Origin of the sequence: Stygiolobus caldivivus, assembly GCF_019704315.1 — an archaeon.
Classification (GTDB): Archaea; Thermoproteota; Thermoprotei_A; order Sulfolobales; family Sulfolobaceae; genus Stygiolobus; species Stygiolobus caldivivus.
Window position 1 is genome coordinate 1,677,540 of sequence record NZ_AP024597.1, and the last position, 15,165, is coordinate 1,692,704.

Consider the following 15,165-nt stretch of genomic DNA (forward strand, 5'->3'; position numbering starts at 1 on the left):
TAGGCTTAAAAATTTGTGAATGGATGTAATCTCAGAGTTCTCAAAACTCGAAGGAATTAACGAAAACGAAGAAAAGATGTTGAGGGTCTTATGGGAGAATAAGGTCACCAGGCTAAACCCATTAGAGATGAAACCGATAGAGACGATAGAAGGGGATAGACTGAAGATGTTAGTCTATAAGAACGGTATAGTAGCACTACTCCACAAACCTACTGGGCTATTTCTCCTGATCTACGGGATCAACTCGCTTGAACTGGAGACCCTCCGTTACATAGTTACTAAAGAAAAAGATCAAGACCACCAGTTCGTTTCTTTAGTTTATGAGTACCTAAATGTTAAAGAAAAAGGACGTTTAGGCAAGGTCTAAGACTCTGCCTCAAAGAACAGCTGTTCTTCTAGTTCACTACAAGACTGCTTATCTCCTTTAAGACAATTTTTTGCTAAGTAGAGATAAAATATTGCGTCTTTAATCTTGTCAATATCTTCTACTTCTTCCAGTTTCCTTATTACAACGTCTAATGCCTTAGTAATATTATTGTCCTTTTTCCTTCTGGGGAGTACGATGTTGTCGTTTTCTATTATTTTGCTGTCATAGGTCACAAAGCGGTAATATGTCTTCCTATGGATCACTACCCTCATCGCATAGACATTCTTGAAGACTTTTACTAAAAGTATTGAATTTCTTCCTTTTATTAACATTAGCCTTTTCCCTAGCATTATTGCTGAAAACCCTTTTGGTACGCTGACTACTTCGCCTTCATCATTCACTATGTCCCTTAGCCTATATTCCATAGGAGAAGATATTGGAACGGTAATATATAGTTTTTCCTGATAAGACAATAAATAACTATATAGCCTATATCTTACGATATAGACTCGTATAAATTATGCCCATTATTTTTATAAAAACTTGAATTATACAATAGTGTATAAACTCATTTAACCAGTTAACTCTTTATTTGTATAACTACGTACCTTATCTACTACGACCAAGAACTAAATGAGTTAGTGTGTTTAGGTATAGTTAAGGTTAATGTAAATAAAAAATTCTATTATTTTTAAATCACTGAATTATTAGCTTAATTTAATTTAAATAAGAAAACTTGACTTTACTAGTTTAAATTGTTTTTACATACCTAACAAAAGTTTATATCCTAATAAACAACATATAATACATAGGGATAAGTATGAATGGAACTGTGAATAAGAGGAAGGAAATTGAAGACAAATTAGAGGTAGTATATGACGACGATGAACTAACTGTTGTGATAGCTCCTGAAGAAGATGAGCTAAAGGAGGTAATACTCAATCTTTTAAAAGAAAAACCGATGGATGTAAGAGAAATACATAATGTCCTTACAAACCTAGCTAGCGATGAAAAAATAAGAAAAGCCCTTTATGAACTGGCTGAAGAAGGGACGGTAATTGAGGATAAGAAAAGCAAAAAATTCATGTTAGTGGGAGTAACAAACTAAATGAACAAGTAAAATATTTTATAAATTATGACCTTATTTCTAGTTTTTAATTAAGAAGAGTATTAAGAATTTATTATTGGGCATGAAAATTTATCGACTAAATAAAGGGAATAAATAAATGTAATAGGAAAAAAGAAGGAAGAAGGGAAAAACTTATACTCTTTTAGCTTTAATTAGCTCACTTATTTTTGTAGTCGCAATACCGCCTATTTCAATTGGCTGTATAGCCGGATAATATTCCCTGTAATTAGGTATATTTTGCTCAAGCCTATCCTCGAAAGTAGGGACAAACTCGTTCTGGTAAAAGACGCCCAGTGGGATTTTATCACCAAATTCCATGACCCTCATCATTGCCTTCTCAAACTTACTCTTAGCTTCTTCCTCTCTTTTTACCACCGGATCCCAAGTAGGATCACTATCTAATTTATAGACCCTCTTGTCATACCACTCTTTCGTGTTTACGTCATTATAAGTAGGACAGGGTTGAAGGACTTCTATAACCGCACTCCCTTTATGCCTTATCCCCTTCTTTATTAACTCTTTTAAATGGACAATATCATAGGCGTAGCCCCTAGCTACAAAGGTATAGCCTGCAGCAAGCGCTATAGCTAGTGGGTTTACTGCGTCGTTAATATTAGGTCTAGGTAAGGACTTAGTCTTTACTCCCCTTCCTAACGTTGGAGAAGCTTGTCCTTTAGTTAGGGCATATACTCCGTTATTGTGAACAATTACAGTTATGTCCAAGTTCCTTCTACCTAAATGCACAAAGTGACCCATACCTATCCCTACACCGTCGCCGTCCCCTACATTCACTACAACTTCTAATGAAGGGTTTGAAGCCTTTATGCCAGTAGCGAAAGCTATCGACCTGCCATGAAGTGTATGTACTCCGCTTATAGGGATGTCCATAAAGTGGGGGATCTTACCCGAACAACCGATTCCCGAGACGACCACTATTTTCTTAGGTTCAACACCTAGTTCCCTCAATGCCATCTCCTCTGCCCTTAGTATCCCGAAATTACCGCAACCGGGGCACCAATCGTTAAATACGGGTTTACGCTCCATAGCTCAACACCACTCTTTTATCTCCGTTCTTTATAACCTGCTTTACACCGTATATAATTTCCTCTCTAGCCATAGGTCTTCCGGTCCATTTGAGGATATAGTTGGTTACGAAAATACCCGTCTTTTCAGCTAATATTTCAGCTCCTTGTGCTTGGTAATTGTTTTCAACCGCTATGACCCTTTTTCTCCCCTCAAGTAGTTTCTTCATAAGTAATGTAGGATACGGGTTAAACATTTTCACTTGCACCATCATGACGCTTAACCCCTCTTTGTTTAGTTCTTCTAAAGCGTCCAGAATAGCTCCCTTAGGTGACCCCCAGGTGAGTAAGACGTTATCTCCATCACCTACTACATTAACTCTCTGCTCTTGGGGTATCTCTTTATCTGCCGTTTCCAATTTTTTCATCCTCTTCTCATACATCTCCTTCCTATTAGAGCTAGCTTCCGTTATGTGACCCTCTTCATTGTGTTCATCGCCCGTATAAAATATACTGGAATAACCCAAAAACACCCTAGGCGATACACCGTCCTCAGTAAACTCAAACCTATTAAACCTATCGGTGTTAGGATATACCACTTTCCCCCTTTCGATCTTTATGGCCGTTGATATAAGTAAATCTTCATCTAGGATCGAATAGGCGTTAGCTAAAGTCTTCTCGATTATATGAATAGTAGGTGTCTGGTATTTTTCGGCTAAGTTCAGGGCCCATATAGCGTCCCAGAAAATCTCCGCGTGGTCTCCAGATGCTATAACTATCCTCGGGAATTCCCCGTGTCCAACATTTAATGCGAATTTTAAATCACCTTGTCCGGACCTCGTAGGAAGCCCTGTAGCAGGGGCACCCCTCATATAATAGGTAACCAATACGGGCACTTCGTTCATCCCTGCCCAGCTTATGCCCTCTGACATTAGCGAAAAACCGGGTCCCGAGGTTGCTGTAGCTGACCTGGCTCCAGTTAACGCAGCCCCTATAGCCATATTAATTGCAGCTAATTCGTCCTCAGCTTGGACTACCACTGCACCCCCTTTTCTCAGTTCTCCTCCTTCTACTATCATATCTAAGTTTTGGTTCGCTTCTATATACGTGCTCTCATCAGATGCTGGAGTAATTGGATAATAAGACTGGAACCTTAGACCGCCAGCAAGTTTACCCATCGCAGATATCGTATTTCCGTCTACTTGGATCCTTTCTTTCTTGACTTCTCTCAATGGTAAGTGGTAGGCATTAGGTACGAGGTTATACCCCATTTCTGCCGCCATAGTATTAAACTTCACAAATAGTTCGTTTTTGAAAGTCTCCCCTATAGCGTTTTTAAGCAGGTCGAAAGGCAAACCGAGTAGACCAAAGGAAGCACCTACCGCTATCATGTTCTTGCTCCTTTCAACTACGGAGAGCGGTACTTTAAATGAGTCAGCTATCTTCTTCAGGCTTTCGAGGTAATTCACCTTTATAGCTTTAACCCCCTTTTCGTTCAAGTAATTGATGACGTCCCTCACTGTAAACCCGCTTTTAAGTTCTTTTTTGACTTCTTCGGCTATCTCCGGTTCCATAGACTTGACGAGGTCTATTGATGTATTCTCATAATCTGCACCGTATATCACGTAACCCCTGACCTCAGTAAAGTGCTGGAACAAAGTCTCCGCATCAAAGGTAGCTAGTATATCTGTATAGGACGAAATACTGAAAATCCTTTTCTCGTCGAAGACAACTTGGAAATAGCTATGCCTACCCTTTATATTTGAGTAGTATTCTCTGTTCCCGAATATGTAGTAGCCAGCCTTGGCTATCGCGTTACCGAATATGATTGCTGACGTGTCTACTCCGAGCCCTTGTGCACCACCTATCATCCATACGTATCTTGTCATAATGTTTAATTCCTCTTAATAGAATAAAAGCTTTTATCTTCTCTCGTAAACCTAAGAAAAGTCATATGATAGTAATCAACAGCCTTACAAAGAGATACGGTAGGAAGGTCGCCCTAAATGAAATGGAACTCGAAATAAAAAAGGGTGAGTTCGTGTCTGTGTTAGGGCCCAATGGTGCGGGTAAGACCACCATGATCAGGTGTGTATTGGCACTGATGTACCCAGATAAAGGTGAGGTTGAGATCTTAGGAAAAGACCCCTTTAAGGATAAGTCCGTATTCAAAAACGTAGGTTATGTGCAAGAATTACCTAACCTACCCCCTTTTCTTACGGGGAGGCAAGTCCTGGTCTTATCGGCTAAGATGAAAGGCGTAAAAAAAGATGAAGTTGACGAACTCCTTGAACTGGTAGGGATGACGGAATTTGCAAATAGGCAGATAGCGAAGTACAGTAAGGGGATGACACAGAGGATAGCTATAGCTGAAGCACTTTTGGGTGAGCCCCAAGTGCTGATAATGGACGAGCCTAATATAGGTGTAGACCCTATATTCTCCCTACATATTAGGGAAGTTTTTAACAAGCTTAAGAAAAACGGGACGAGTATTTTGATGACGTCTCACGAAATGGAAGACGTAAAGAAGCTTTCAGACAGAGTAGCCCTTGTGTATAAGGGTAGAAAAGTATTTGAAGGGACTGTAGAGGATCTGATAAAGAAGTTCCTTGGTATAGTAGTGGTAATTGAAGCCGACGGAAGGGCTGAAGAAGTACTAAGGGCATTAAACTTCGTAAAAAAGGTAGAAAAAGATGGTAAAGGTAAATACTATGTTACGTTAACGGAAGATAAGAGAGAGGAATTGATTAAAGAACTTATATTTCAAGGGGTCAAAGTAAAATCCTTTTATCTAGACCTAGATATTGAAAGGGCGTATGAGAGGGCGATTAGTAATGCTTAATGTGATGTTATACGAATTGAGGAGGGCTATAGCCCGTAAAAAAGTCATAGTCTTAATACTTGTCTCGCTATTTTTTGAGGTCGCCATCTATATGGCCCTTTATTTAGTGCCATCGAAAGCAGTGAGGGTGATCCTGATCCCTCTTTACCCTTATATGTGGGCCGTAGGTGCCTTATTACCTCAGAGCCTCCTCCTACACTTCTTAGCTATTTCTATAGCTTCAGGTTCGATGTCAGAAGAGTACGAACAAGGTACTGTAGACTTTTTCCTCACTAAACCTGTCACAAGGCTCAGGTTTTACGCAGAAAAGTGGTTAGGCTCATTCGCTCTGCTAGCTATGATATACGGTCTGATGATCGGGCTGTCATTGACCTTTTCTTTTTCACTTTTTGGAGCACAAGCGGACCTCTCACAGCTACCGGAGATTGTAGGCTTAGTACTTTTCTCCTCTCTAGTCTTTTTCAGTATAGCCTTCTCAATTGGTGAACTACTGAGGAGGAGTAGTCTTTCGTTTATAATCTCTAGTTCCTTACTTATAGGATCGATCCTTATATCTGACGTATTAGTATTTATAGGAAAATTTACGCATTCTCCTGAATATATATCTATAGCTTTATCATTACCCTCTTGGGGTGCTACCCAACTGCCTTTCTTACCGCTTGCACAATCTCAGTTCAAGTTATTTGTTGAAGTTCTGGACATCTTCCCGCTTACTGTAGGGACTTTAGAAGAAGCAGTCCTTTCAGTCAGTATATATACGGCGGTGCCTGTTCTACTATCACTCCTTACATTTCTAAGGAGAGATATACCTAAAAGGGTCAGTTAGGCTAGGCCTTTCACATGAAAACGACCGTTAGACCTTACACGCCAGAATTAAAAAATTCCTTCAGCCGGGGATAATTTTCAATCACCAATCTTCACATCGACCTTCATCATAAGTTTAGTTCCTTTAATGTAGCATAGATCAGGGAATTCTGTTCCATCTTTTCCTCTAAGGGCCTCCTCACAGTCCCTACATATATCCCCCTATACTTTAGGGCTACTTTTACACCGGCGGGATAATCCCCTCCACTTATCGCCCTAGTGAGACTATTAACGGCTTTTTGTACTTCTAATGCTTCCTTGAGGTTTCCCTCTCGAAGGAGCTTATACAGTTTTAGAACTAACTCTGGGGCTACATTAGCAGTAGCCGAGACTACACCATCGCTCCCAGACATGATCGCAAACGATATTAACTCATCATTACCTACTGCGACATGAAGGGGACTACTGCCCATCTGTTTTAATTCTAAATACCGTTGGAGTAAAATGACATTTTCTGTGGTAAGTTTTATACCTTCAATTATTCCCTCATCCACTAACCTTTTTACTATTTCAATATCAATGTATGCTTTACCATCAAAATTATAGAGATATAGTGGCAGACCGAACTTTGAAAGGGATTCAAAATAGTTTATTACCCCTTTTTCGGAAGGCTTATGGTAAATAGGCGGTAAAGACGCTATACCCTCGGCCCCTATATCTAGGGCTTGTTTAGCCAACTTCATTGCGTTAATTAACGAGTTTTCTGTTACATTAATTATTAACTTAAGGTTTGTGATTAATCTCAAACTCTTTATAAATTGCTCTTTTTCTTCCATATTAAGCATGTTAAATTCTCCCGTAGTCCCTAAAGCAAAGATAGTCCCTATACCATTCCTTTTTAGAAAATCTAGATAGTTCTTTAGTGCATTTTCGTCCAGAGTCTCGTCTTGGGCAAACGGTGTTACAATTGCGGGTATAATTCCTTCCACGGTCTTTTAATTCGTACAATAGCTTAAATATTTAGTCAGGAAATATCTAAGTGTGAACCTCTCGAGAAGAGAGCTTTCCTATCTCCTTGTAATAAAGAAGTACAATGATCAAGGGCAGCTTGCAAAGCTCAGTTGGGTCGCAAAACAGCTTAACATATCACCAGCTAGCGCTTACGAGGAATTGTCACACCTTGAAGGTAAAGGATTTGTAAAAAAGAACAGGAGCGGGATTGAAATAACTGATGAGGGAAAAAAGGCGGTAGATAACTTGATAAAAGCACATAGGGTCATTGAATCCCTATTAGTAGAAATCGGGTTTTCCCCAGACGAAGCTTGCAAATATTCTACTCAGTTTGACTTTGCTGTCCCTGAGGAAATAATAGATAGGCTACATAAATACTTAGGTGAACCAAAAAGATGTCCTCATGGAGAGGAGATACCTATAACTACTTCTTAGCCGAAAATGAATTTCCCCCATTTATACCTGAATAGTGCCCCTACTATAAGGAACACTACTGCCATTGGGACAACAATATAAGGTACAAAACTCCACCCCGGCACTTTCTCTAGAACACTCGCTACCCATAACGTTAAAGCAAGGAATATTACTAAGGGGCCTAATACTACAAACCAAGTCGTAGCACTCCACTTCTTGGACATAAATAAACACTCACCTTGACAGTATAAATTCATTCGTTTAAAATTTTTGTAATTATTTCATACATCTCCTTGTCCTTCTCCTCAATCCTTTTAAGAGACCACGGTAATAATTTCTTAACCTTAACCCCCCTAACTACCGATTTTAGCCACGATTCGTAGACCTTACCACCGCTCTTAGAATAAAACTCCTCAAGCTCTTCTACTGCTTGGTCCTCTTCCAGTCCCTTTACGTTAACTAAATACCTGCTAGCCACGTATAATATAAACCGCTTTCTACAATCCGGTAATCCCTTTTCTAAGACTTTCTCTACCCACTGATAGTTAATTTTCCTACGTACAGGCGGGAAGACCCCTTCGACCTCAAAAAGTATTTCTCCTTTCTCGTCATATACTTTTGAGTACTTCCCGTCAAAGACTACATACCCCGCGTATGAACCGTCAGGGTAACTCAGGGTATACCTGATCACCTTTTTCTCCTTTTCACCTTCATTTCCCTCTTGCTTCACTTAAGACACCCATAGATATACGTGTAGCGCAGAAAGAACAAATATCCCTACCCTTAGATGTCGGTCTGCCACATATCTTACACTTTGAGACCTCATCTTCCTTTACGTACTCTTTTTCAAGAGGTTTCTGTATTTTGTCAATGAAGTTCTGCACTAACATTAACATAAACCCGGGTATCTCGTCCTCCATCTCCTCAAGTTTTCTCCTTATCTTATCCTGAGTAGCCCCTCCGACCCTGAACGTATGGGGGCATGAGTCATAGATAAACGGAATCTTATTGACTAAAGCGTAGGTAAGTATCTCCTTTTCGTATATCAGAAAGAGGGGCTTTATCTTCTTAACTTTGTACCCCTTTTCTGGAGGAGAAACCGGCTTTAACCTGGACAAGTCTAATACGTCACCGCTGAAGTAACCGGAAAGTATAAACTGGGCCATATCGTTTAAATTATGTCCAGTAGCTATAGTATCCAACCCCTCTTTTTCCGCTATATCGTTAAGGGTATACCTCTTTACTAGACCGCAAGTGCTACACACGGGTCTCCTGATCTTATGCTTGGCCTCATCTATCGTGAAACCGTATTGCTCTTTTACTCTAACAACTTTGTACCTAATTCCTAGCATTTCGAAATTTTTTACTGCAAATTCTGTACTTTTAGACGAGTAACCTTTGCCCATGTCAATTCCTAAATCTATGTTAATCCCCACCAGTTCAAAACCATAGATTTTAGACAAGTTGTACATTAGGTGGAGAAGGGTAGTACTATCCTTACCTCCTGAGACTGCCACTCCGACCCTATTGACCCCATCTAACATGTTGTATTTTTTGGCGACCCTCTCCAATCTATGTTCTAACCACTCTGAAAAGTGGTTCTTACAGAGAGCGATATTAGCATAAGGTATTTTAATTATAGCTTTCTCATCACATTTGTTACACTTCATAATCCTAACTTTCGCATCAAAAAATATAAGCTAGACTGTAAAGGTTAAACCAATGCAAATTCTAGTAGAAGTACATCCGAAGCACAAGTTAGAAAAGCTAGTAAAGACTATATCACTACTTGAGCCATTTGACGGATTTGACGTCCCAGACTCACCGTTAGGTTTACCTTCACCATTAGCTTCCGTAGTAGGGACTTTAATAAGGCAGACTCTAAGGGACGATAAGAAAAGAGTAATAATAAACCAAAGGACTCTAGATATAAATGAGCTATTTATACATTCGCTGTCCGTCACGAGCAAGATGATGGGCTTTGACGTTACGTTCACCAGAGGGGATAAGCCTAAAATTGGGAAGGAAGTAGGTTACGTCTCTCCAGAAGATGCAGTTAGGATAGCTAAAGGATATGGAGTGATGTCGGGGTTAATGTTAAGCATGAGGAAAAATAAGGAAGAGATAGAGGAGAGGATTAGAAACGGCAACGCTGATTTTTATTTGGTATTAAGGTTAGAAGACCCTGAACAGCTCAACAGACTAAATACTTCCCTCATGATCCCTTACGTGATAGTAAAGACTGAGAAAAACAAAGAGGTTGCTAGTACTCTCAACCAGCCTACAATAGAAGCTGAGAAGGCTATTGACTTTATTATGTCACTAAAAGAAAAGGGTATAAATAATGTTTTACTTTCAGCATTAGGTGACTATGAAACTTTATTACAAATACTAAAGAAAATTTAGCAAAATTATGAAAAAAGTAGTTATGAATAACTGATCATTCTGGAGGTATTTCTTTATAAATCAAGTTTAAGTCCACTCCTTTCTTCTGGTTATACAAATACGATACTACGTAAACTATAGCAGAACCTACTAAAGTGCCCAAGACAAATACTAGTGTTATGAAGTCTATCCCGTTGCTCGTCATAAAACCGAAGTCTGAGTTAGTAGCTGATACGTAAGTTAAATAAGTGAAGTAACCTATAGATACTATAGAGGCAGGAACCAGTACTGTGACCCTATTTCTCAGACCGTGAATAAGACCTGCAATAGATACTACTAAAAAGTATAGGGCACCAAGTACCGTGGCACCGTATAACGCCAAGGCATTTTGGGAACCCAAGAAAAATATTACCCCTAAGAAAAACGTCACTAACCCTAAATCTAAAAGGTGAGTGTAAACTGGGCTACCGTTCTTGCTTACGGAAGCAAATAAAGAGGGCAGAACCCTGTCAAAGGCCATTGCAAACATGTAACGAGAAAATACCACTACCCCGTAAGATAATATAAAGAACTCCCACACTATAAGACCAAGACCTATTATCCATTCTAGAATAACATTACCCGACATGCCTATAGCTACGTTCCAGAACGTATACGTGAACCCGTTTTTCATAAACTCCGCTGTAGTAAAACCGTAGCCCCCTACATAGTACATTACCCCGTACCCGGCCTCTACGAGTATAAACGTCAATATTAAGCTCACAAACACGTTATATTTTAGTGCGTCCTTACCCTTTATCTCCGCTGCAACTGCTGGACCTGCTTGCATCCACGGAAAAGTGTAAAGGGCTAGGAAAGGTAGCATGAAAAGCGTTGCCCCCCAACTGAAGCTAGGGCCGTTATAGCTTACCTTAGAAGCGCCTATCGCACTTAAAACAGTACCGATTTTAGCCGAAAAATCACCAGCACCCCCCAGTAATACGATTATGGCAATTATCGTAGCTGATAGGGAGAATAGACCTAGCACCGTAATAAGCGAATACCCCCACTTTGCCTTAAAGATATTTATAGCTATTATTACGGCCATTACGGAGAACGCTAATATGAAAGAAGGGATAGGTGACGCAAGGCTGTTCCCTAAGCTTACTAGGTATTGTTGGCCGTTTAGGGCACCTATTTCCGATAGAACCGATTGTATAGCTGAAGAGGCGAAAAAGGCCGTCAATGCAAAGTAGGCAATAGACTCTATCATTATGGAGAGGGCCATTATAACTCCTATACCTCCATGTAAAGTCCTCGATATCCATACATAGTCCCCGCCAGTTCTGGGTACTTTCCTGATAAAGTATGTGTAGATTAAGGCTTGTGGAAGCGCAAATATTAATCCAATTAAGGTGGCAACGAGTAAATTAGAACCGGGTTGGACGTAAGGTGTTATGCTATTATAAAGGGCTAACCCTGCAGACATATTACCTACATTTAACATTATAACGTCTAACATACTTACTTGTTTAATAAGCCCTGAGGACTCTCGGACAAAAACGTGGCTTTTCTCCATAAAGTACCCATTTTGGACTATTACTCGTACTAACTAATAAAGTTTACATTTTTACGTAAAGCAGTTATTGTATCTACACGGGGGTCTTTTTACTTAATCATGTAAAAAGCCCAAGACTTAAATAAAAACAAGTATAATAAATCGTGTGTACGTAGGTCAAAGGGTTAAAAGAAAGGAGGATCTAAAGTTAATAACCGGGACCGGGAGGTACGTTGACGATATCCAACTAAACGGTATGGTTTACGTATCGGTGCTAAGGAGCACGGTGCCACATGCAAGGCTGAAGAAGGTGGACTATCAAGAAGCCCTCAAATTACCGGGAGTAATAAACGTAATTACGGGCCTTAACTTACAAGTCGACAACAGACCTAAGAATTTCCCTATAGCAAAGGACGAGGTCTTGTTTGTAGGACAACCCATAGCAGCTGTAGTGGCGACTGATAGGTATACGGCATATGACGCTCTCGAGTTGATATCTTATGACTATGATGAATTGCCCGCCGTCATAGACCCCGAGGAGTCACTAAAGGACGAAACTAAGGCAATCGAGGGAAGAGATAACGTTGCTTATAAGAAAACTTACAAAGGAGGAGACGCAGAAAAAGCGTATGAACAAAGTCAAGTGAAAGTTGAGGAAAAGGTCGAAATATCTAGGGTCTATCCCTCTGCCATGGAGCCTAGGGGGCTTCTGGTAGACTACCAACAAGATAGGCTTACCGTTTATGCGTCTACACAATCTCCCCATTTTATGAGGTCCTACCTATTATCTGCTTTTTCGGATATGGTCAAAGATATTAGGGTAATCCAAGCCGACGTAGGAGGTGCTTTTGGGTCAAAACTTTTCCCATATCCTGAGGACTACATAGCAGTTTACGCGTCTATAATTACGAGGAGGCCTGTAAAGCTAGTCCTCACTAGGAGTGAAGACGTCCTATCGACTTACCACGCCAGAGGACAAATACATAAAGTAAAGGTGGGTGCAAATAAGGACGGCAAAGTTAATGCAATTCTTGATGACGTAATTATAGACTTAGGTGCTGCTTGGCATGGTACGTACTTAGCCGATATTGCAGCAACACTAATTACCGGACCTTATGATATTAAAAACGCGTTAGCCAATGTTTACGGTGTATTAACAAATAAGGTACCATTAGACCAATACAGAGGAGCAGGTAGACCAGAAGCAGCTTTTGTTTATGAGAGGATAATGGATATCCTAGCGGACGAGATAGGTATGGATCCAATAGAACTAAGAAGAAAAAACGTAATTCAGTCTACACCTTATACTAACCCCTTCGGGCTTAAATACGATAGCGGGAACTATATCGACCTACTAAATAAAGCAGAAAGGTTTTACAGAGAGATGGAGCAAGAAGCTGAAAAACTGAGGAGGGAGGGTAGGAAAGTAGGAGTAGGCCTATCATTCTATGTAGAACAAAACAACTTCGGTCCTTGGGAGAGCGCTTCTGTCCGCCTGCTGGCCGATGGTAAAGTAGAAGTAATAATAGGGGCAGCACCACACGGCCAAGGGACAGCTACCGGTATAGCACAGATAGTAGCAGATGAACTGCAAATAAGTATAGACGACGTAGAAGTAGTTTGGGGGGACACTGATAAGATCTCAAACGCGTTTGGGACTTATGGGAGCAGGAGCTTGACCTTAGCGGGGAACGCAGCTTTACTCGCCACTAGAAGACTTAAGGATAACATAATGAGACTTGCAGCTTCGTTCTTAAAGAGTGACGTAGAGGAACTTCAATATAAGGATGGGAAAGTTTACAACCCTAAGTCTGGGAAGGAGATGTCCCTAAAGGAAATTGCAAGAAAGACTACTGGAAATCTGGGGGGAGTTTGGAGGTACAAAGCTGAACCGACACTAGAAGCTACAGCATCATTTGGCTTTGACAATTACACCTTCCCTTACGGTAGCCACATTGCCATGGTGGAAGTGGATGAGACCGGTAAAGTGAAGGTATTAAACTATGTGGCCATAGACGATATAGGTCTAGTGGTAAACCCGATGCTTGCTGAAGGACAAGTCCATGGAGGGATTATCCAAGGGTTTGGAGAAGCTCTACTTGAAGAAATCGTGTATAGTAGGGAAGGTACCCCGTTAACCACTAACTTTTCAGAATATGCAATACCGAGCGCTGTTGAGTCATTTAACATGAAATGGGTCTACTTGGAAGAGGGCAAGTCAAGTGCACCTCTACCAGCTAAAGGAATAGGAGAAGGAGCTACGATAGGTGCACCCCCGGCCATAGTCAGGGCTTTAGAGAAGGCAATAGGGAAGAAAATTACGAAAATTCCAGTCAGAATGGAAGAATTAATTTAGTTTTTAAGGTTTTTAATAAAAAAATTTTCTTACAAAAATATTTAACCCACAGTTTCACATTTTTACTTATGACAAAAGTCCTCGTGTTAGGAGCTAGGTTCGGAGGTCTAACAACTGCATATACATTGAAGAGGTTAGTAGGAAAAGCAGCTGATATAAAAGTAATTAACAAGAGCAGGTTCTCCTACTTTAGGCCAGCGCTACCTCATGTTTCAGTAAATTATATGGATGTAGAACAGCTCAAAATTGACCTTGCACAAGCTCTACCGGAAAAAGGGATCCAGTTCCAAGAAGGAACAGTAACCAAGATTGATGCAAAGAGTAATAAGGTAATATACAAAACACCTTCTGGTGCTGAGACTGAAGAAGAATACGATTATGTCGTAGTAGCACTAGGTGCTCATCTAGCTACTGACTTGGTTAAGGGATGGGACAAATACGGATATAGTGTATGTGAGCCGGAATACGCTGTAAAACTGAGGGATAGACTCCAGACTTTTGAGGGAGGAAATATAGCTATAGGCTCTGGTTTCTTCTATCAGGGCCATAACCCAGCCCCGAATGTCCCCAAGAATTTTGTACCAAACGCTGACGCCGCATGCGAAGGACCGGTATTTGAAATGTCATTAATGCTATCGGGCTACCTCAAAAAGAGAGGAGTATGGAATAAGACAAAAATAACGGTCTTCTCGCCAGGCGAGTACTTATCAGACCTATCCCCTGCCTCAAGGAAAGCTGTAGCTGAAATTTATAAGTCCATGGGTATTGATTTGGTACATAACTTCAAGATCAAGGAGGTAAGAGAACACGAAATAGTGAGTGAGGACGGTAAAACGATCCCCTCTGACGTGACAATTCTGATCCCACCATACACTGGTAATCCAGCGTTAAAGAACTCAACTCCAGACCTAGTAGATGATGGAGGATTTATACCAACAGACCTCAACATGGTGTCTATAAAGTATGACAACGTGTATGCAGTAGGAGACGCTAACTCACTGACTGTACCCAAGCTGGGTTACTTAGCAGTCCAAACTGGTAGGATAGCTGCACAACATCTAGCTAATAGACTAGGATTTAACGTGAAAATAGATAAGTATTACCCGACTATCGTATGTGTAGCTGACAACCCGTATGAAAACTTTGCTGTAGCAGTTAAAGACGATACTTGGTACGGTGGACAAATATCCGAGGCTATACCGTCAACTGCTAACCACTTAAAGAAGGAATTATTCACAAAGTACTTCATGTGGACTAAGGGAGATATGGCACTGGAGAAGTTCTTGGCGAGCTGGTAA

The 15,165-nt window shown here is 40.5% G+C and carries 16 protein-coding genes; 8 read left to right on the forward strand and 8 right to left on the reverse strand.

Going from position 1 to position 15,165, the window contains the following annotated elements:
- Positions 1-19: 19 nt before the first annotated feature.
- Positions 20-367, forward strand: coding sequence for a hypothetical protein (locus tag KN1_RS07805; protein ID WP_221286844.1), 348 nt, complete (start codon positions 20-22; stop codon positions 365-367).
- On the opposite strand, the gene KN1_RS07810 is transcribed toward KN1_RS07805, so the two are convergent.
- Positions 364-792 carry a hypothetical protein gene (locus KN1_RS07810; RefSeq protein WP_221286846.1) on the reverse strand — a complete coding sequence of 143 codons (429 nt, stop codon included), beginning with the start codon at positions 790-792 and terminating at the stop codon, positions 364-366. The genes KN1_RS07805 and KN1_RS07810 overlap by 4 nt on opposite strands.
- 395 nt (positions 793-1,187) lie before the next feature.
- On the opposite strand from KN1_RS07810, the gene KN1_RS07815 reads away from it, so the two are divergent.
- A complete protein-coding gene (locus KN1_RS07815; protein WP_221286848.1) occupies positions 1,188-1,475 on the forward strand; it encodes a hypothetical protein in 288 nt (95 codons plus the stop codon).
- A gap of 153 nt (positions 1,476-1,628) precedes the next feature.
- Here KN1_RS07815 and KN1_RS07820 read toward each other — a convergent pair whose 3' ends face one another.
- Positions 1,629-2,540, reverse strand: a complete 912-nt coding sequence (locus tag KN1_RS07820; protein ID WP_221286849.1) for a 2-oxoacid:ferredoxin oxidoreductase subunit beta — start codon at positions 2,538-2,540, stop codon at positions 1,629-1,631.
- Complete coding sequence (locus tag KN1_RS07825) at positions 2,530-4,407, reverse strand: 2-oxoacid:ferredoxin oxidoreductase subunit alpha (protein WP_225905623.1); 1,878 nt, start codon at positions 4,405-4,407, stop codon at positions 2,530-2,532. The genes KN1_RS07820 and KN1_RS07825 overlap by 11 nt, the downstream gene beginning before the upstream one ends.
- Positions 4,408-4,472: 65 nt before the next feature.
- Here KN1_RS07825 and KN1_RS07830 point away from each other — a divergent pair, with 65 nt between their 5' ends.
- Complete coding sequence (locus KN1_RS07830; protein ID WP_221286851.1) at positions 4,473-5,360, forward strand: ABC transporter ATP-binding protein; 888 nt, start codon at positions 4,473-4,475, stop codon at positions 5,358-5,360.
- Positions 5,353-6,186 carry an ABC transporter permease gene (locus KN1_RS07835; protein WP_221290599.1) on the forward strand — a complete coding sequence of 278 codons (834 nt, stop codon included), beginning with the start codon at positions 5,353-5,355 and terminating at the stop codon, positions 6,184-6,186. The genes KN1_RS07830 and KN1_RS07835 overlap by 8 nt, the downstream gene beginning before the upstream one ends.
- A 106-nt stretch (positions 6,187-6,292) precedes the next feature.
- Here KN1_RS07835 and KN1_RS07840 read toward each other — a convergent pair whose 3' ends face one another.
- Positions 6,293-7,153: a dihydrodipicolinate synthase family protein gene (locus KN1_RS07840; protein ID WP_221286853.1), complete on the reverse strand. Its 861-nt coding sequence runs from the start codon at positions 7,151-7,153 to the stop codon at positions 6,293-6,295.
- 52 nt (positions 7,154-7,205) lie between these two features.
- Between KN1_RS07840 and KN1_RS07845 the strand changes: the two genes are divergently transcribed.
- The gene (locus KN1_RS07845) at positions 7,206-7,610 is read left to right on the forward strand and encodes a metal-dependent transcriptional regulator (protein WP_221286855.1); all 405 of its coding nucleotides are present in this window, start codon (positions 7,206-7,208) and stop codon (positions 7,608-7,610) included.
- Here the strand turns inward: KN1_RS07845 and KN1_RS07850 are convergent.
- Genes KN1_RS07850 through KN1_RS07860 form a run of 3 tightly spaced genes read right to left on the reverse strand, consistent with a single transcriptional unit; the run spans position 7,607 to position 9,259 of the window.
- Positions 7,607-7,813, reverse strand: a complete 207-nt coding sequence (locus KN1_RS07850; protein ID WP_221286857.1) for a hypothetical protein — start codon at positions 7,811-7,813, stop codon at positions 7,607-7,609. The two genes, KN1_RS07845 and KN1_RS07850, sit on opposite strands and share 4 nt — an antisense overlap.
- Positions 7,814-7,842: 29 nt before the next feature.
- Positions 7,843-8,319, reverse strand: a complete 477-nt coding sequence (gene priX, locus KN1_RS07855) for a DNA primase noncatalytic subunit PriX (RefSeq protein ID WP_225905624.1) — start codon at positions 8,317-8,319, stop codon at positions 7,843-7,845.
- A complete protein-coding gene (locus tag KN1_RS07860) occupies positions 8,300-9,259 on the reverse strand; it encodes a TIGR00269 family protein (protein ID WP_221286859.1) in 960 nt (319 codons plus the stop codon). Before KN1_RS07860 ends, priX begins: the two co-directional genes overlap by 20 nt.
- Positions 9,260-9,311: 52 nt before the next feature.
- Between KN1_RS07860 and KN1_RS07865 the strand changes: the two genes are divergently transcribed.
- Positions 9,312-9,995 (forward strand): hypothetical protein, encoded by a 684-nt coding sequence (locus KN1_RS07865; RefSeq protein WP_221286861.1) that lies wholly within the window; start codon positions 9,312-9,314, stop codon positions 9,993-9,995.
- 34 nt (positions 9,996-10,029) lie between these two features.
- On the opposite strand, the gene KN1_RS07870 is transcribed toward KN1_RS07865, so the two are convergent.
- Entirely contained in the window at positions 10,030-11,532 is a 1,503-nt protein-coding gene (locus KN1_RS07870) for an APC family permease (protein WP_221286863.1), read from the reverse strand.
- Positions 11,533-11,677: 145 nt separating this feature from the next.
- Here KN1_RS07870 and cutA point away from each other — a divergent pair, with 145 nt between their 5' ends.
- Entirely contained in the window at positions 11,678-13,867 is a 2,190-nt protein-coding gene (gene cutA / locus KN1_RS07875; protein ID WP_221286865.1) for a glyceraldehyde dehydrogenase subunit alpha, read from the forward strand.
- A gap of 68 nt (positions 13,868-13,935) precedes the next feature.
- The gene (locus tag KN1_RS07880; protein WP_221286867.1) at positions 13,936-15,165 is read left to right on the forward strand and encodes an NAD(P)/FAD-dependent oxidoreductase; all 1,230 of its coding nucleotides are present in this window, start codon (positions 13,936-13,938) and stop codon (positions 15,163-15,165) included.

What these genes read in the sequence shown, in the direction of transcription:
- KN1_RS07805 (WP_221286844.1), top strand. Translation starts at nt 20, where the DNA reads ATGGATGTAATCTCAGAGTTCTCAAAACTCGAAGGAATTAACGAAAAC.
- KN1_RS07810 (WP_221286846.1), bottom strand. Translation starts at nt 792, where the DNA reads ATGGAATATAGGCTAAGGGACATAGTGAATGATGAAGGCGAAGTAGTC.
- KN1_RS07815 (WP_221286848.1), top strand. Translation starts at nt 1,188, where the DNA reads ATGAATGGAACTGTGAATAAGAGGAAGGAAATTGAAGACAAATTAGAG.
- KN1_RS07820 (WP_221286849.1), bottom strand. Translation starts at nt 2,540, where the DNA reads ATGGAGCGTAAACCCGTATTTAACGATTGGTGCCCCGGTTGCGGTAAT.
- KN1_RS07825 (WP_225905623.1), bottom strand. Translation starts at nt 4,407, where the DNA reads ATGACAAGATACGTATGGATGATAGGTGGTGCACAAGGGCTCGGAGTA.
- KN1_RS07830 (WP_221286851.1), top strand. Translation starts at nt 4,473, where the DNA reads ATGATAGTAATCAACAGCCTTACAAAGAGATACGGTAGGAAGGTCGCC.
- KN1_RS07835 (WP_221290599.1), top strand. Translation starts at nt 5,353, where the DNA reads ATGCTTAATGTGATGTTATACGAATTGAGGAGGGCTATAGCCCGTAAA.
- KN1_RS07850 (WP_221286857.1), bottom strand. Translation starts at nt 7,813, where the DNA reads ATGTCCAAGAAGTGGAGTGCTACGACTTGGTTTGTAGTATTAGGCCCC.
- KN1_RS07860 (WP_221286859.1), bottom strand. Translation starts at nt 9,259, where the DNA reads ATGAAGTGTAACAAATGTGATGAGAAAGCTATAATTAAAATACCTTAT.
- KN1_RS07865 (WP_221286861.1), top strand. Translation starts at nt 9,312, where the DNA reads ATGCAAATTCTAGTAGAAGTACATCCGAAGCACAAGTTAGAAAAGCTA.
- KN1_RS07870 (WP_221286863.1), bottom strand. Translation starts at nt 11,532, where the DNA reads ATGGAGAAAAGCCACGTTTTTGTCCGAGAGTCCTCAGGGCTTATTAAA.
- KN1_RS07880 (WP_221286867.1), top strand. Translation starts at nt 13,936, where the DNA reads ATGACAAAAGTCCTCGTGTTAGGAGCTAGGTTCGGAGGTCTAACAACT.